Source organism: Micromonospora sp. NPDC047644 (assembly GCF_040704315.1).
Taxonomy (GTDB): Bacteria; Actinomycetota; Actinomycetes; order Mycobacteriales; family Micromonosporaceae; genus Micromonospora.
Map to the genome: position 1 here is coordinate 57,588 of NZ_JBEYSY010000020.1, position 16,241 is coordinate 73,828.

Here is a 16,241-nt window from a genome sequence, read left to right on the forward strand (position 1 = left end):
ATCGACCCATTTTCCGACAATGCTCCGCTTGGCCGGAACAGGGGTTCAACCGACCCGTGTCATGCGCTTTGCTCCGCTTGAGCGACGCAACGTCGACTGTCCGAATGGACGGTGAGCGGGCGGCATCGCCGACCCGGCTTGATCGACTGGGTTTCAAGGAAGTCGGGCCATCCCGGCCGCCCTGACACCGCGACTTTCATGAACCCGAGTGGATCAAGCACCGAGTGGCCGGGGCGGGGCAGCCGGGCGGGGCGGGCGAAGCGGGGCGGGCGAGAGGCGGAACGCGCGGCGTGGCGGGCCCGGGAAGTAGAAGCTCAGCCCGGACGGCGCACCTCGTAGGCGGACTTTTGTCAGTTGAAGCGAAACTTCCGGCGAACGCGACAAAGCTTTGCCTTCGTCCGGAGGCAAGGGTAAGGTCTGGATCTCGATAGAGGGTTGCCCATTCGTCGATCAACTTGCCGCCACCTCTGCCGGGTCGCCGCGTTCCGCTCCCGATGGGTCCGGGCCGCACCCGCGCCGTCCCTCACCGTCCAGCCGGAGCCCGCCTCCGGCCGGCTCGGCGCGCCCGGCGGACGGCAGTCAGGTCGACCGTCGCCGACGGCGTACCAGCCGTCAGGAAGGGACCACCACCATGGATCAACAACTCAACCGACCGGGGCCGACACCGGCGTCCGAGCCGGTCAGCCGGCGAGGAGTGCTCCGCGCCGCGACCGTCTCCGCGGCCGCTGTCGGCGCCGCCGGTCTGCTCGGCGGCCCGGCCGTCGCCGCGCCCGCCGCAACCACCGCGCAGGCCCAGGGCCGCCGCCGGCTGCCGGTGGACCGGATCAGCATTCAGCTCTACACGCTGCGTGATCAGCTCGCCGCCGACCTGCCCGGCACCCTGGACGCGCTGCGTCGCATCGGCTACCGGCGAGTGGAGCACGCCGGTTTCGTCGGACGCACCGCAGCACAGTTCCGGGCCGCGCTCGACGAGGCCGGGCTGCGGTCCACCTCCGGTCACGTCGGCATCCCGCAGCCGTTCGACGCCGCCACCTGGGAGCAGGCTCTCGCCGACGCCAACGTGGTGGGCTGCAAGAAGATCGTCCACCCGTACTTCGGTCGGGACGCCAGCGGTCAGCCGATCCGGGACCCCGCCGTCTACCGGGCCCTGGCTCGGGACCTGAACAAGGCCGGTCGGCTCGCCGAGCGCGCGGGTCTGGACTTCGGCTACCACAACCACCAGCTCGAGTTCGTGCCGCTGACCGGCGGCTCGACCGGGTTCGACATCCTCAGCTCGCAGACCGATTCCCGGCTGGTGCACTTCGAGCTCGACCTCTACTGGACCTGGCGGGGCGCCCACGACCCGGTCGACGTGATCCGCGCCAATCGCGGCCGGATCCGCCAGGTGCACGTCAAGGACCTCGACGTCGAGGGTGGTTTCGCCGACCTCGGCGACGGCCTCATCGACTTCGGCCGCATCTTCGCCCACGAGCGGGAAGCCGGCATCGAGGAATACATCGTGGAGCGCGACGACGCGGGCACCGCGCCGCGCTCCCCCGCCGACGCCCTGGACACCGCTCGCGTCGGCTTCGACTATCTCGCTTCACTTCGGTACTGAAACCACCCCGGGGGACTCACCTGATGAACAGGACCGCTTTCGCGTCCGTCCTGCTGTTGGTGACGGCCGGCCTGGCCGTACCACCGTCGGCAGCGTCCGCAGCGCCGGCCGCGCCGCCGGACAGCAGCTTCCAAAAAGTCACGCTGAACGACTTCCCGGGCGAGCCGATGAGCCTCGCCGTCCTGCCCGACCTGCGGGTGCTGCACACCTCCCGTACCGGTGAGGTCCGCATCCACGACCCGCGCACCGGGCTGAACACCCTCGCCGCCGACATTCCGGTGTACGAGCACGACGAGGAGGGGTTGCAGGGCGTCGCCATCGACCCGAACTTCGCCCAGAACAAGTGGGTGTACCTCTACTACTCGCCGCCGATGGACACCCCGGTGGACGACCCGGCGACTCCCGGCGTCAACGAGGGCGACGCGCCGGAGACCGGCACCGAGGCGGACTGGCAGCGCTTCAAGGGCGCGCTGCGGCTGTCCCGGTTCAAGCTGGACGGGCAGAGGCTGAACCTGGCCAGTGAGCAGCAGATCATCGACGTGCCCACCGACCGGGGCATCTGCTGCCACGTCGGCGGTCAGATCGACTTCGACAGCAAGGGCAACCTGTACCTGTCGACGGGTGACGACACCAACCCGTTCGCCTCCGACGGCTACATCCCGATCGACGAGCGGGCCGACCGCAACCCGGCGTACGACGCCCAGCGCACCTCGGCCAACACCAATGACCTGCGCGGCAAGCTGCTGCGGATCAAGGTCAAGGCCGGTGGTGGTTACACGGTGCCGGCCGGCAACCTGTTCAAGCCCGGCACGGCGCAGACCCGCCCCGAGATCTACGCGATGGGGCTGCGCAACGCGTTCCGGTTCGCCGTCGACAAGCGTACCGACGACGTGTACGTGGGCGACTACTCCCCGGACGCGTCCAACCCGGACCCGGAGCGCGGGCCGGCCGGGCACGGTCGGTGGATGCGCGTCGACAAGCCGGCGAACTACGGCTGGCCGTACTGCGTGACGCCGACGATCGCCTACCGCGACTACGACTTCGCCACCGGCGAGTCCGGCGCCCTGTTCAACTGCAAGCGCCCGGTCAACGACTCACCGCACAACACCGGCAAGCGCGTGCTGCCGCCGGTCGAGCAGCCGGAGGTCTGGTACGCGGCGGCCCCCTCGGCCGAGTTCCCGCAGCTGGGCTCCGGCGGCATCTCTCCGATGGGTGGCCCGGCGTACGAGTACGACGGGACCAGCACGTCGCGTACCCGCTGGCCGGCCTACTACGACGGGGTGCCGCTGTTCTACGAGTGGTCCCGCGACTACATCAAGGAGTTCCGCCTCGACTCCGACGGCGATGTGACCGACATCCGCCCGGTGGTGCCGTCGCTGGTCGTGGACAACCCGATGGACATGGAGTTCGGCCCGGACGGCGCGCTCTACGTCCTGGAGTACGGCGACGGTTACTTCGCCGAGAACCCGGACGCGCAGCTGTCCCGGATCGACTTCGTACGGGGCAACCGGACGCCGATCCCGAAGATCAGCGGCACCCCGACCGTGGGGCAGGCTCCGCTGACCGTCGCGTTCTCCAGCGCCGGCACGACCGACCCGGACGGTGACAAGCTCAGCTACGCCTGGGACTTCAACGCGGACGGCTCGGTGGACAGCACCGCTGCGAACGCGAGCTGGACGTTCCCGGAGAACGGCGAGTACACGCCGACGTTGAAGGTCACCGACCGCACCGGACGGTCCGCCTCGGCGTCCCTGCCGCTGGTGGTCGGGCCGACCGCGCCGGTCATCGAGTTCGTCGCCCCGGAGGCCGGGCAGCCGTTCCAGTTCGGACAGACCGTCGCGTACGAGGTGAAGGTCACCGACGACCTGCCGGTGGACTGCTCCCGGGTGAAGGTCACCTACGTGCTCGGGCACGATGAGCACGGGCACCCGCTGTCCACCTCGACGGGTTGCTCCGGAAGCATCCCCACCTTCCTCGACGGTGGGCACAGCGGCGCGGACAACCTGACCGCGGTGTTCGTCGCGGAGTACACCGACGCCCCGACCGACCCGGGCGTACCCCCGCAGTCCGCTTCGGCGACCGTGGTGCTGGACCCGACCCCGGTTGCGGGTCTGGCCGGCTGATCAGTTCCATCCCGACAGTGGCGGCGGCCGGATTCGTCCGGCCGCCGCCACCCGTCGTTCAGCCTCCGGATCGCGCTGTCGCCCTGGCGGCGAGCAACGTCGGTCAGCTCCAGTCGCTGTCCACGTGGTTGTCCCGCCACCGTCCGCCCACCGGCGGGGTGTCCAGTCGCATGCCCTCGTCGGCGTTGCCGGCCAGGTCGTTGTCCTCGACCCGGCAGTCCACGCAACTGCCCCGCTCGGTGATCCACAGCCCGTGCGTCTGGGTCGGGTTGTCGTGGTTGTCCCACACCCGGTTGCCTCGGATGGTCGCCGAGTCGAACGGCGCGTCGACGGTGATGCCGGCCCGCAGCTTCGGTGCGGCGGCCAGCTCGTATCCGCATCCCGGCGGGGGCACGTCCCCGCTCCACGCGCTGAACGCGTCCGGGCGGACCGGGGCGAGGGTGAGTTCGTCGCCGGTGTTGGAGGCCACCATGGCCACCGCCTTCCCGACCCGCAGCACCTTGCCCCGGTGACCGTCGTGCGGCCAGTTGGCTGAGCGGTCCACCAGGCACCGCTCGCTGTAGCGGACGGCGTCACCGGTGCCGCCGGTGCCCTCGCCGTACTGCCGTCCGTTGTTGCGGATCCGGTTGTTGAGCAGCACCGCGTCGGTCATCTGGTGGTCGATCCGGATCGCGTCGAGGCCGTTGCCCCAGAACTCGTTGCTCTCGATCACCACGTCCCGGATCGAGCCCCGGTAGCCGCGCCCGAGGTCGTGCGAGTGATATCCGTGCCGGCCGTTTCCGCTGATCCGGTTGCCTCGCACGGTATACGGGCCAGGGCTGTTACCGATGCTGACCCCGTCGCACATGTTGCCGTCGATGACGCAGTCGGTGAGCAGCCCACCCCGGCCGGCCACCGACGAGGTGCCCTGCGCCGACACGTCGAACCCGGCCTCCAGGTTTCCGGTCATGGTGCAGGCGGAGACGATCAGGCCGTCGGCACCCCAGTCGGAGATGCCGAAGCGGTTGCCCTGACTGTGGCAGCCGACGATGCGGTAGCCGCGCGGCGGCGCCCAGTAGTCCTTCTGCAGCTCCAGGAAGATCCCGTTGGTGCCGTTGGCCAGCGCGGTGCAGTTGGCGATCGTCAGCCGCTCCACCGCTCCCCAGCCACCGATGCCGATCCCGATGCCCGCGCCACCCATCTGCTCGCCGTTGTCCAGTCGGCCACAGCCGACCACCACCACGCCGTCGATCAGGGAGTCCTGGAGGAAGTCGCAGCCCAGCCCGGTGGCGGCGGTGTGGTGAATGTAGAGGTTGCGGAAGACGCCTCGCACCACGTACTGGAGGCCGAGGCCCTTGGCCAGGTAGTTGTACTCGGCCATGGCGACGCCGGAGCCGTCGATCTGGAAGTCGGCGAAGGTGCAGTCGGCGATGTGTCGGTCCCGGTCGGCGCCGTGCTGCACAGTCGTCCAGAAGGCCAACGGGGTGGGGTCGGCCCGGTTGCCCTCGTTGCTGAGCATGAACCGGGTCGCCGCCGGCCCGGCCCCGATCAGCGAGACACCGCTGCGCCACACGGTGCCCGCGTCCCGGATCGAGTAGATGCCCGGCGGGCAGTAGATGACCCGGGCCCGTCCGTCCGAGGCGTACCCGGCGCCGAGGCGGTCCACGAGGGCGGCCAGCGCCGGCTGGTCGTTGGTCGCGCCGTCACCGGTGAGCCCGTACTCCAGCGCGTCGCAGTAGAGCGGCGCGCCGGCCGAGGCGGGCCGTCGTACCCGGACCGAGTTCAGCAGCAGCTCGTTCGCCACGGCCACGGCGGGCTCCCTTCGACGCGTTCGGTGCGCTCCGGCGGGGCCGACTTCCCGGTGGAGCCGCCGGGAAACCCCGCAACGATGACGCCGCCGGGAGCCCCTGGATGTACGCCGGCCCCGGCGCCGCTCGGGCGGCACCGGGGCCGAAGGGGGTACGCGTCAGACGGCGGCGATCAGCAGCGCCGGTCGCTCCACGCAGTCGGCGACGTGCCGCAGGAAGCCGCCGGCCACCCCGCCGTCGCAGACCCGGTGGTCGAAGGTGAGGCTGAGCTGGGTCACCTTGCGGACGGCGAGCTGCCCGTCGACCACCCACGGCTTGTCCACGATCCGTCCGACCCCGAGCAGGGCCGCCTCGGGGTGGTTGATGATCGGCGTGGAGCCGTCGACGCCGAACACCCCGTAGTTGTTGAGGGTGAAGGTGCCACCGGTCAGCCGGGCCGGGGGCAGGCTGCCGGCCCGCGCGGCGGCCGTGGTGGCCGCCAGTTCCGCGGCCAGCTCGGCGGTGGTGAGCCGCTGGGCGTCGCGCACCACCGGCACCAGGAGCCCCCGGTCGGTCTGCGCGGCGATGCCGAGGTGCACCCCGGCGGACTGGACGATGCGCTGCGCCTCGGTGTCGACCCGGGCGTTGAGCTGCGGGTACCGGCGTAGTCCGCTGAGGCAGATCCGGGCCAGCAGGGCCAGGATGCTCACCGGCGCGTCGGGCGTCGCGGCGTTGATCGCGGCGCGGGTCTCCAGCAGCCCGGTGGCGTCCACGTCGACCCAGATGGTCACCTCCGGGATCTCCCGCCGGCTGCGGGAGAGCTTGTCGGCGATCACCTTGCGGACGCCGGTCAGCGCGACGATGACGTCGCCGTCCCCCGCGGGGGCCGACCCGGCCTGCGGGTCCGGCACGGCGGCGAGCCGGGCGGCGGGCGCGGTCAGCGCGGCCTCCACGTCGGCGCGGCGGATCACACCCCCGGGTCCGGTGCCCCGCACCGTGTCGAGGTCGACGCCGTGCTCGCGGGCCAGCCGCCGCACGATCGGCGAGATGACCAGGGCGGCGGATGGCGGTGCCGGGTCGCGCGACACGGCAGCCGCGCTAGTCGGGCCGGCGTCAGTCGGTTCGGCGGCCACCGCCAGCCGGGGCCGACGCCGGCGGCGGGTGGCGGTGCCGTGGCCGGTGCCATACCCGATCAGCACGTTGCCCGAGCCGGCCCGCTCCTCCTCGCGGTAGGTGGCGTGCCCGGCGGGCTCGTCGCCCCCGTCCAGCGGCGCGATGGTGATCAACGGCTGGCCGACCGGGCGTACCTCACCGGCCGCGCCGTGCAGGGTGACCACCCGGCCGGCGTACGGGCAGGGCACGTCGACGACGGCCTTGGCGGTCTCCACCTCGACCACGCTCTGGTCGACGGTGACCACGTCACCCACGGCGACCCGCCACTCGACGATCTCGGCCTCGCTCAGACCTTCGCCCAGGTCGGGCAGGAGGAAGACCTGTGTCCGTTCGACGATGGTCATGCCGCCGCCCAACGCGCGTCCGGCTGGTCGTCCCACTGCAGGCGGGCCACCGCGTCGAGCACCCGGTCCACGCCGGGCAGGTGGGTGTGCTCCAGCATCGGCGCCGGGTAGGGGATGTCCAGCCCGGCGACCCGCAGCACCGGGGCGTGCAGCGCGTGGAAGCAGCGCTCCTGCACCCGGGCGGCGATCTCCGCGCCGACGCCCGCGAAGCCGGGCGCCTCCTGGATCACCACGCACCGCCCGGTACGCCGGACCGAGGCGGCGATGGTCTCGTCGTCGAACGGCACGATGGTGCGGACGTCGACGACCTCCAGGTCCCATCCCTCCTCCCGGGCGGCCTCGGCGGCCTCCAGCGCGACCGGCACCGCCGGCCCGTACGCCACCAGGGTCGCGTCGCGTCCGGGCCGGCGCACGACGGCCCGGCCGAACGGCTCGTTGCGGGTCGGCAGGGACGCCTCGGCGCTGGCGAAGTAGAGCTTCTTGGGCTCCATGAAGACCACCGGGTCGGGGTCCTCGATGGCCTCGCGCAGCAGCGAGTACGCGTCGTCGACGGTCGCCGGGGTGACCACCTTCAGTCCGGGGGTGTGCGCGTAGTACGCCTCGGACGAGTCGCAGTGGTGCTCTACCCCGCCGATCCCGCCCGCGTACGGCACGCGGATCACGATCGGCACGCTCAGCGCGCCCCGGGTGCGGTTGCGCAGCTTCGCCACGTGCGAGGCGATCTGCTCGAACGCCGGGTACGCGAACGCGTCGAACTGCATCTCGACCACCGGGCGCAGGCCGGACATGGCCATGCCGACGGCGAAGCCGACGATGCCGGCCTCGGCGAGGGGGGTGTCGAAGCAGCGGTTCTCGCCGAAGCGGGCCTGGAGGCCGTCGGTGATCCGGAAGACGCCACCGAGCGCGCCGACGTCCTCACCGAAGACGACGACCCGGTCGTCGGCGGCGAGCGCGTCGGCGAGCGCGGTGTTGAGCGCCTTCGCCATGGTGGTTGCCATCAGGCGTCGCCCTCCTCGGCGTGCGCGGCGGCCAGCTCGGCGCGGACCTGCTCACGCTGTTCGACAAGCTGCGGGGTGGGCTCGGCGTAGACGTGGTCGAAGAGGCTCAGCGGATCGACTGTGGGCTGCTCGTTCATCCGGGTCCGCAGGTCCGCCGCGTACGCCTCGGCCTGCTCGGCGATCTCGGTGACGGCCGCGTCGTCGAGCACACCGCGGGCGCGCAGGTAGGTCTCCAGCCGGGCGACCGGGTCCCGGTCGCGCCAGGCGTCGACCTCGGCGCCGTCGCGGTAGCGACTGGCGTCGTCGGCGTTGGTGTGCGGCTCCATCCGGTAGGTGTGCGCCTCGACCAGGAACGGTCCCTTGCCGGCCCGGGCGTGGGCGACCGCGCGGGTGAGCACGGCGAGCACCGCGACCGGGTCGTTGCCGTCGACCTGCTCACTGGGTACGCCGTAGCCGACGCCCTTGTAGGCCAGCGACGGCGCGGCGGTCTGGCGCGACAGCGGGACGCTGATCGCGTACCTGTTGTTCTGCACGAAGTAGACCACCGGCGCCTTGAACACGGCGGCGAAGTTGATCCCCTCGTGGAAGTCGCCCTCGCTGGTGGCGCCGTCGCCGATGAAGGCCAGCGCCACGGTGTCGCGACCCTGGTACGCCTCACCGTGCGCCAGGCCGGCGGCGTGTACGCACTGGGTGGCCAGCGGGGTGCACTGGGGCGCGGTGTGCACCTCGGTCGGGTCGTAGCCGCAGTGCCAGTCGCCGCGCAGCAGGGTGAGCACCTCGACGGGGTCGATGCCTCGGGCAACCAGCGCCATCGACTCGCGGTACGTGGGGAAGACCCAGTCGGTGTCGCGGACCGCGAGGACCGCGCCGACCTGGCAGGCCTCCTGGCCCCGCGAGGACGGGTAGACGGCCAGCCGGCCCTGCTTGGTCAGGGCGGTCGCCTGGGTGTCGAAGCGGCGGCCGAGCACCATCCGGCGGTACAGCTCGCGCAGCGCCTCGGCGGGTGGTTCGGGGTAGTCGGCGCGGGCGGGCAGCGGCGTGCCGTTCTCGGCGAGCAGGCGGACCGGCTCGGCGTCCGGTAGCAACGAGCGCGCCGGGTCGGGCGGGGTGACCGTTCGACGGGTGCGCGGGGATGCCCTGCGGACCGCCTGGGGAGTGGTCGTCACGGCGGAACCTCCTGGGACGTGTGGTGAGCCTATGCTTCCGCTTGTGGATGATTGACTCAAGATCGACACAGAAGGCGGGACGGTTGGCATGCGGAGGGCGTACCAGTGAGCCAGGAGACCGCCGACGAAGCAGGCCGGGGCGCGGGATCGGGACGATCGGCCCGAGCGTTGGACGAGGTCGACCGGCGGATCCTCGACGAGCTGGTCCGCGACGGTCGGACGTCGGTGCGTACCCTCGCCGAGCGGATCCACATCTCCCGCACCAACGCGTACGCGCGGGTGGAGCGGTTGCTGCGCGACGGGGTGATCACCGGGTTCCGGGCCCAGGTGGCGCCCGAGGCGGCCGGGCTGGGCACGTCGGCGTACATCGCCCTGACCATCGAGCAGAACACCTGGCGGGAGGTGTCGGCCGAGCTGGCCCAGGTGCGCTACATCGAGCACGCCGCGTTGCTCGGCGGTGACCACGACGTGCTCGCGCTGGTGCGCGCGCCGGACAACGCCGCGCTGCGCGACGTGGTGCTGGGTCGGGTGCAGAGCATTCCCGGGGTGCTGTCCACGCGCACCTGGCTGGTCTTCGAGGAGTTCGACGGGGTTGGCAGCCCCTGGGCGTGACCGCCGACCTCAACGCTCCGGCGGGGCCTCCAGCCCGTCCCGGTCGGCCAGCTCCAGCAACGGTTCCAACGAGTGCCGGTCACCGTCCAGGCCCGCGTGCGGGTCGCCGCGCTCGGCGAACCGGGCCGGCATGCTGAGCACGTCGAAGTCCTCCGGACGGACGTCGTCCAGCTCCGACCAGTCCAGCGGCGCGGAGACCAGCGCGGCCGGCGTCGGCCGGATCGAGTACGCCGAGGTCACCGTGTGGTCCCGGGCCATCTGGTTGTAGTCGACGAAGACCGGCCGGTCCCGTTGGTCGCGCCACCAGGTGGTGGTGACCAGGTCCGGTAGCCGGCGCTGCATCTCCCGGCCCAGCGCGAGCACCGCCCGACGGCAGTCACCGAAGCTCCACCGCGGCTCGATCGACAGGTAGACGTGCAACCCCCGACCGCCGGTGGTCTTCGGGTAGCCGGTCATGCCCAGCTCCGCGAGGAACGCCCGCACCTCGTGCGCGACCGGCACCACCTGCTCGAAACCGACGCCGGGCATCGGGTCCAGGTCGATGCGCAACTGGTCGGGGCGTTCCACGTCGGCGGCGGTGACCGGCCACGGATGGAACCGCAGGGTGCCCAGGTTGGCCGCCCAGATGACCACTGCCAACTCGCTCGGCGCGACCTCGTCGGCGGTCCGGCCACTGGGGAACGTGATGTGCGCCGTTCGCACCCACTCGGGCGCACCCGCCGGCAGCCGCTTCTGGTAGAACGCGTCGCCCCGGTTGGTCTGCCGGGTGGCGATCGTCGCGCCCTCGAAGACGCCACGGGGCCAGCGTTCCAGCATGGTCGGCCGGTCCCGCAACGCGCGCAGGATGCCGTCGCCCACCGCCAGGAAGTAGCGGACCACGTCCAGCTTGGTCAGCCCACGCTCGGGAAAGTATGGCTTGTCGGGGCTGGAGACGCGGACCAGCCGCTCCCCCACCTGGATCTCCTCCGCCGCCGTGGCCACGCCCCTGAGGGTACGACGCGCGAGCGCACCGTACGGCCACCGAGCGGACACTGGCGCGGCGCCAGCGGAGACAACCCTCGACGGCCCGGTCAGGAGAGCAGCAGCACGCCGACCACGACCAGTGGCAGCCCGACGAAGAGGAAGATGCCGACCCCGGTGAGCACGCGCCCACCGCCGGCCGTCTCCCGCTCCGGCTCGGCACCGAAGGTGGCGCGTGCACCGAGCATGCTGATCCGGCTCAGTGTCAGGTCGCCCGTCATGCCGATGAGCCCACCCACCACCACCAACCCGATGCCCAGCCGGGCGGTGTAGTCACCGCCGGCGACCGCCACCCAGATCATCGCCGCGACCGCGACCAGCGCCCCGATCGCCGCGAACAACAGGACCGCTTCCCGCAGACCTCGCAAGACAGTCATTGTCGACCCCCGTCACCTGTCCGGCGCACAGTGTTTCGCATCGCCAGGTCGCGGCGCTGCCCCGAAACCGACAGCGACCACCGGACACGGTTACCGTCGGCGGCGCCCGGGTAGGGGGGCCGCATGGCGGAACTGGCAACCCTCTGGATCGTCCGGCACGGCGAGAGCACCGCGAACGTCGCGGCGACGCACGCCGAGGCGTCGGGCGCGGAGCTGATCGACCTCACCCATCGCGACGCCGACGTGCCGCTCTCCGCGACCGGCGAGGAGCAGGCCCGGGCCACCGGCCGTTGGCTGGCCGCACTGCCGGAGGCGAGGCGGCCGGATGTGGCGGTGGTGTCGCCGTACCTGCGCGCGGTGCAGACCTCGCGGCTGGCGCTGACCGGCACCGACATTCCCGTCCACCGCGACGAACGGCTGCGCGACCGGGAGCTGGGCATCCTCGACGGGCTGACCGGGCACGGGGTGCGCCGACGGTACCCGGACGAGGCCGAACGTCGGGAGCGGTTGGGCAAGTTCTACTACCGGCCGCCGGGCGGGGAGTCCTGGACCGATGTGGCGTTGCGGCTGCGGACGCTGCTGGGCGACCTGCGCCGTGACCACGACCGTTGCCGGGTGCTGCTCTTCGGCCACGACGCGCTGGTCTTCCTGCTTCGCTATCTGCTGGAGGGGTTGACCGAGGACGAGCTGATGGCGCTCACCCGGCAGGACGTGATCGCCAACTGTTCGATCACGGAGTGGTCGGCGGACGACGACGGCCGCCTTGCCCTCACCGCCTTCAACGACGTCGCGCACCTGCGTCAGCAGGGCGCCGAGCCAACCAGGGAGGACGAGATCCATGCCGAGCCGGTCTGAGGTGAAGGTGATCACCCCGGCGTTGCTGCGGGACTGGGCACTGCCGGTGCCGGTCGGCGGGAAGGAGAGCCGGGGCACCGTGCTGGTGGTCGGCGGTTCCCGCTTCACGCCGGGCGCGGTGCTGCTCGCCGGGGTGGCCGCGTTGCGCGCCGGCGCCGGGGTGCTCCAGCTCGCCGCCGCCGAGTCCACCGCGGCCGCGCTGAGCATCCAGGTGCCCGAGGCGCTGGTGGTCGGCCTGCCGGAGACCGCCGACGGCGCGGTGGCCGCCGACCGGGACGGCCAGCTCGGTGACCTGGTCGCGCAGGCCGACGTGGTGGCGATCGGCCCCGGCCTGAAGGCGATCGACGAGACCAACCGCCTGCTGGGCCTGGTCCTGGAGGCGGCCCGTCCGGACACGTCACTGGTGCTCGACGCGTACGCCCTGGGCGCGCTCAGCCACGCCCCGGACCTGCTGGTCGGCTCGGGCCGGCCCGTGGTGCTCACCCCCAACGTCACCGAGGCCGAGCATCTGCTCGGGCGGGCGCCCGGCGACGACCTGGACTCCGAGGCGGCCGAGGTGGCTGCCCGGTACGAGGCGGTGGTGTCGCTGTACGGGCACGTGGCCGCACCGGACGGGCGGGGTTGGCGGGAGGAGAGCGGCGACGCCGGGCTGGGCACCTCCGGCAGCGGGGACGTGCTCGCCGGGTTGCTGGCGGGGCTGCTGTCCCGAGGCGCCGACCCGGCACAGGCGGCCTGCTGGGGCTCGTTCGCGCACTCGGTGAGCGGCCAGCGGCTGATTCCCCGCTACGGCCGGATCGGCTTTCTGGCTCGGGAGTTGCTCGACGAGATCCCCCGCACCCTGGCGATGGTCTGAGGCGGTTTCACCTGTTTCCGCGTGCGGCGTCGGGGTACCGGAACCCCACCAGCCGAGACTGTTCAGGGAGGTCATACCGGTGTCGACCGATGCCATCGTCCTGCTCAAAGAGGACCACAAGGAAATGCGCCGCCTCTTCAAGGCCTTCCAGGACGCCGAGGAGGGGCCGGCGAGCAAGCGGCAGAAGCTGGTGGACCAGATCCTTGAAGCGCTGACCGTGCACACCTACCTGGAGAACGAGGTGATGTACCCGGAGGTCCGCCGACTGCTGCCCGACCTGGAGGACGACATCCTCGAGTCGTACGAGGAACACCACGTCGCCGACGTGCTCTGCGCCGAGCTGGCCAGCATGGACGCCGACGACGAGCGGTTCAACGCCAAGACGACGGTGCTGATCGAGAACGTCACGCACCACGTCGAGGAGGAAGAGCAGGAGTGGTTCCCCAAGGTCCGCGACGCGCTGGGCCGCAAGCAGCTCCAGGAGATCGGCGAGAAGATGATCGCGCTGCGCGCGGACGCGCCGCGTACCCCCACCGCCCCGAAGGCGATCAAGAAGGCGCTCGACGCGGTGACAGCCTGAGGCACCCCCTCAGACCGAAGGGCCCGGCGTCATGCCGGGCCCTTCCCCGCCCCGCCCCCGCCCCGCCCTGCCCCCGCCCCGCGCCCGGACTCCCCCGCGATCTTGCACTTTCTGTTGCCGCTTAGCGATGTCTCGTGCCGTTTTGTGACGACAGAAAGTGCAAGATCGCGGGAGCGGGGGCGGGGGCGGGGCGGGAGCGGGAGCGGGGGCGGGGGCGGGGGGGGTTAGCTGCTGGAGCTGGGCTTGGCCATGTGGCAGTGTTGCTCGGACTTGAGCCGGTCCGGAATGATCTTGCCGGCGGCGGTCTGCACCTTGTTGATCAGCGAGCCGGCGGTGATCGTCTGATCACCCTTCATCATCGCCTCGAAGCCCTGCTCGGCGACCTTCGCCGGGTCGTCCTTCCTACCCGAGCCGACCCGGGTGTCCTCCATGTCGGCCCGGTCGAAGAACTCCGTGTCGGTCGGCCCGGGCATCAGCGAGGTCACCGTGACGCCGGTGTCCTTCAGCTCGTTGCGCAGCGCCTCGGCGAAGGACTGCACGAACGACTTCGACGCGTTGTAGACCGCCTGGAACGGCCCCGGCATCGTGGAGGCGATCGACGAGGTGAACAGGACCCGACCCGCGCCCCGCTCGACCATCCCGGGCAGCAGCCGCTTCGCCAGGTGCACCGTCGAGCGCACGTTGAGGTCGACGATCTCCAACTCGTCGGCGAGGTCGGTGCCGCCCACGAAGGCGCCACCGGCGCCCCGACCGGCGTTGAGGGCCAGCGCCTCCAGCGGTCGTCCGGTCGCGGTGACGGCGGCCACCAGTTCTGTCACGCCCTGCTCGCGGGCCAGATCGACGCGGACCGACCAGACCTGCGGGCCACCGTCGCGGTGCAGCTTCTGCGCGGCCGCCTCGATGCCCTCGTCTTCGGCCGCGATGACCAGGTCGAAGCCGTGCTCGACGAACTGCGCCGCCAGCTCGTACCCGATCCCGCTGGAGGCCCCGGTCACCAGGGCGAGCGGCCGGTCGGAGGTGGGTGTGGTCATGTTCTCGACTCCTTCTGCGCGAAACCTGCCGCATCCCGTGCCGGTGCGGTGGTCACCTACCGTGTGCCCCGCGTCGGATCGCCCAATCACGTTGGCGGGGCCGCCTCCCGGAGGGCGGCCCGAACGGCCGGTCCCGGCCCGGTAGGATCCTCCCGGGCCGTTACTGGCGCGTGGGGATGGAGAACCATCGGGGAGCGGCCTCGTCACGTGGACGTTTGCCGAGCGCCTGGGCCTTCCCGCACGTCTGTTGGAGGTCGCATGTCCCGCAACGCCGAGTCCACCGCATTCCGGAGTGCCCTTGAGGTGATCCGGGCTGTCGAGCCGCGGGTCGCCGACGCCATCGGCGCCGAGCTGACCGACCAGCGGGAGTCACTCAAGCTGATCGCCAGCGAAAATTACGCCTCCCCGGCGACCCTGCTGGCCATGGGCAACTGGTTCAGCGACAAGTACGCCGAGGGCACCGTCGGCCGCCGCTTCTACGCCGGCTGCCAGAACGTCGACACCGTCGAGGCGCTCGCCGCCGAGCACGCCCGGGAGCTGTTCGGCGCCGCGCACGCGTACGTGCAGCCGCACTCGGGCATCGACGCCAACCTGGTCGCCTTCTGGGCGGTGCTGGCCGACCGGGTGGAGTCCCCCGCTCTGAAGAAGGCCCAGGTCCGCCAGGTCAACGACCTCACCGAGGCCGACTGGTTCGCGTTGCGCCGCGAGCTGGGCAACCAGCGGATGCTCGGCATGTCGCTGGACGCCGGCGGCCACCTCACCCACGGTTTCCGGCCGAACATCTCCGGCAAGATGTTCGACCAGCGCAGTTACGGCACCGACCCGGCGACCGGTCTGATCGACTACGACCGGGTGGCCGAGGCCGCCCGCGAGTTCAAGCCGCTGATCCTGGTGGGCGGCTACTCCGCGTACCCCCGGAAGGTGAACTTCCGGATCCTGCGCGAGATCGCCGACTCGGTCGGCGCGACCTTCATGGTCGACATGGCGCACTTCGCGGGCCTGGTGGCCGGCAAGGTGTTCACCGGCGACTTCGACCCGGTGCCGCACGCGCACATCGTCACGACCACCACCCACAAGTCGCTGCGCGGCCCGCGCGGCGGCATGGTGCTCTGCCAGCCGGAGCTGGCCGACCAGGTGGACCGGGGCTGCCCGATGGTGCTCGGCGGGCCGCTGCCGCACGTGATGGCCGCCAAGGCGGTCGCGCTCGCCGAGGCCCGTCGGCCCGACTTCGCCGACTACGCCCAGCGCATCGTGGACAACTCGCAGGCCCTGGCCGAGGGGCTGTTGCGTCGGGGCGCGACGCTCGTCACCGGCGGCACCGACAACCACCTGGTGCTGATCGACGTGTCCGGCTACGGGCTCACCGGCCGGCAGGCCGAGCAGGCCCTCCTCGACTCGGGCATCGTCACCAACCGCAACTCGGTGCCCCAGGACCCGAACGGGGCGTGGTACACCTCCGGCATCCGGATCGGCACCCCGGCGCTGACCACCCGGGGCCTGGGCACCGCCGAGATGGACCAGACCGCCGAGTTGATCCACACCGTGCTGACCCAGACCACCGCCGGCGCCAACGCCGACGGCACCCCGTCGAAGGCGAAGTACACGCTGGACGCCGGCCTGGCTGACAAGATCGCCCGCCAGGCCACCGACCTGCTGGCCACGTACCCGCTCTACCCCGGTGTCGACCTGAGCTGACCCGACCGACTCGCGTCGATCATGGAGTTGTGGTGCCCGAATGAGGGCGGG

Annotated in this window: 14 protein-coding genes and 1 riboswitch; of the genes, 7 read left to right on the plus strand and 7 right to left on the minus strand. The window is 71.7% G+C overall.

All coding sequences use genetic code 11. The features are described 5' to 3' along the window. The first annotated feature begins 631 nt into the window (after positions 1-631). Both AB0877_RS28035 and AB0877_RS28040 read left to right on the plus strand, forming a co-directional pair. On the plus strand, positions 632-1,597 hold the full coding sequence (locus tag AB0877_RS28035; protein ID WP_366612565.1) for a sugar phosphate isomerase/epimerase: 966 nt from the start codon (positions 632-634) through the stop codon (positions 1,595-1,597). 23 nt (positions 1,598-1,620) lie between these two features. Next, positions 1,621-3,720, plus strand: coding sequence for a PQQ-dependent sugar dehydrogenase (locus AB0877_RS28040; protein WP_366612566.1), 2,100 nt, complete (start codon positions 1,621-1,623; stop codon positions 3,718-3,720). Between the two features lie 103 nt (positions 3,721-3,823). Here AB0877_RS28040 and AB0877_RS28045 read toward each other — a convergent pair whose 3' ends face one another. The 4 genes from AB0877_RS28045 to pdhA form a co-directional block, all read right to left on the minus strand. Continuing rightward, on the minus strand, positions 3,824-5,503 hold the full coding sequence (locus tag AB0877_RS28045) for a right-handed parallel beta-helix repeat-containing protein (RefSeq protein ID WP_366612618.1): 1,680 nt from the start codon (positions 5,501-5,503) through the stop codon (positions 3,824-3,826). A 162-nt stretch (positions 5,504-5,665) separates the two neighbouring features. Next, positions 5,666-7,015: a dihydrolipoamide acetyltransferase family protein gene (locus AB0877_RS28050; RefSeq protein WP_366612619.1), complete on the minus strand. Its 1,350-nt coding sequence runs from the start codon at positions 7,013-7,015 to the stop codon at positions 5,666-5,668. Continuing rightward, entirely contained in the window at positions 7,000-8,004 is a 1,005-nt protein-coding gene (locus tag AB0877_RS28055; protein WP_366612620.1) for an alpha-ketoacid dehydrogenase subunit beta, read from the minus strand. Before AB0877_RS28055 ends, AB0877_RS28050 begins: the two co-directional genes overlap by 16 nt. Continuing rightward, positions 8,001-9,200 (minus strand): pyruvate dehydrogenase (acetyl-transferring) E1 component subunit alpha, encoded by a 1,200-nt coding sequence (gene pdhA, locus AB0877_RS28060; RefSeq protein WP_366612621.1) that lies wholly within the window; start codon positions 9,198-9,200, stop codon positions 8,001-8,003. Before pdhA ends, AB0877_RS28055 begins: the two co-directional genes overlap by 4 nt. A gap of 135 nt (positions 9,201-9,335) precedes the next feature. Here pdhA and AB0877_RS28065 point away from each other — a divergent pair, with 135 nt between their 5' ends. Then, on the plus strand, positions 9,336-9,779 hold the full coding sequence (locus tag AB0877_RS28065) for an Lrp/AsnC family transcriptional regulator (protein ID WP_355008035.1): 444 nt from the start codon (positions 9,336-9,338) through the stop codon (positions 9,777-9,779). 9 nt (positions 9,780-9,788) lie between these two features. Here the strand turns inward: AB0877_RS28065 and AB0877_RS28070 are convergent, their stop codons facing one another. Together AB0877_RS28070 and AB0877_RS28075 are read right to left on the minus strand one after the other, a co-directional pair. Continuing rightward, positions 9,789-10,760 carry a DNA primase small subunit domain-containing protein gene (locus AB0877_RS28070; protein ID WP_366612567.1) on the minus strand — a complete coding sequence of 324 codons (972 nt, stop codon included), beginning with the start codon at positions 10,758-10,760 and terminating at the stop codon, positions 9,789-9,791. Positions 10,761-10,849: 89 nt separating this feature from the next. Continuing rightward, positions 10,850-11,176, minus strand: a complete 327-nt coding sequence (locus AB0877_RS28075) for a hypothetical protein (RefSeq protein ID WP_366612568.1) — start codon at positions 11,174-11,176, stop codon at positions 10,850-10,852. 123 nt (positions 11,177-11,299) lie between these two features. Here AB0877_RS28075 and AB0877_RS28080 point away from each other — a divergent pair, with 123 nt between their 5' ends. From AB0877_RS28080 to AB0877_RS28090, 3 genes are all read left to right on the plus strand, one after another. Further along, on the plus strand, positions 11,300-12,031 hold the full coding sequence (locus AB0877_RS28080; RefSeq protein WP_366612569.1) for a histidine phosphatase family protein: 732 nt from the start codon (positions 11,300-11,302) through the stop codon (positions 12,029-12,031). Continuing rightward, complete coding sequence (locus AB0877_RS28085) at positions 12,015-12,884, plus strand: NAD(P)H-hydrate dehydratase (RefSeq protein WP_366612570.1); 870 nt, start codon at positions 12,015-12,017, stop codon at positions 12,882-12,884. Before AB0877_RS28080 ends, AB0877_RS28085 begins: the two co-directional genes overlap by 17 nt. Positions 12,885-12,963: 79 nt before the next feature. Further along, a complete protein-coding gene (locus AB0877_RS28090) occupies positions 12,964-13,464 on the plus strand; it encodes a hemerythrin domain-containing protein (RefSeq protein ID WP_366612571.1) in 501 nt (166 codons plus the stop codon). Between the two features lie 224 nt (positions 13,465-13,688). On the opposite strand, the gene AB0877_RS28095 is transcribed toward AB0877_RS28090, so the two are convergent. Beyond that, positions 13,689-14,495, minus strand: coding sequence for an SDR family NAD(P)-dependent oxidoreductase (locus AB0877_RS28095; protein ID WP_366612572.1), 807 nt, complete (start codon positions 14,493-14,495; stop codon positions 13,689-13,691). 149 nt (positions 14,496-14,644) lie between these two features. Next, positions 14,645-14,734, plus strand: a riboswitch (ZMP/ZTP riboswitch). Positions 14,735-14,753: 19 nt separating this feature from the next. On the opposite strand from AB0877_RS28095, the gene AB0877_RS28100 reads away from it, so the two are divergent. Further along, a complete protein-coding gene (locus tag AB0877_RS28100) occupies positions 14,754-16,190 on the plus strand; it encodes a glycine hydroxymethyltransferase (protein ID WP_366612573.1) in 1,437 nt (478 codons plus the stop codon). Positions 16,191-16,241 lie beyond the last annotated feature (51 nt).

Coding starts and splice junctions, on each gene's coding strand:
- AB0877_RS28100 (WP_366612573.1), top strand. CDS start 14,754: ATGTCCCGCAACGCCGAGTCCACCGCATTCCGGAGTGCCCTTGAGGTG.
- AB0877_RS28095 (WP_366612572.1), bottom strand. CDS start 14,495: ATGACCACACCCACCTCCGACCGGCCGCTCGCCCTGGTGACCGGGGCC.
- AB0877_RS28040 (WP_366612566.1), top strand. CDS start 1,621: ATGAACAGGACCGCTTTCGCGTCCGTCCTGCTGTTGGTGACGGCCGGC.
- AB0877_RS28075 (WP_366612568.1), bottom strand. CDS start 11,176: ATGACTGTCTTGCGAGGTCTGCGGGAAGCGGTCCTGTTGTTCGCGGCG.
- AB0877_RS28035 (WP_366612565.1), top strand. CDS start 632: ATGGATCAACAACTCAACCGACCGGGGCCGACACCGGCGTCCGAGCCG.
- AB0877_RS28080 (WP_366612569.1), top strand. CDS start 11,300: ATGGCGGAACTGGCAACCCTCTGGATCGTCCGGCACGGCGAGAGCACC.
- AB0877_RS28085 (WP_366612570.1), top strand. CDS start 12,015: ATGCCGAGCCGGTCTGAGGTGAAGGTGATCACCCCGGCGTTGCTGCGG.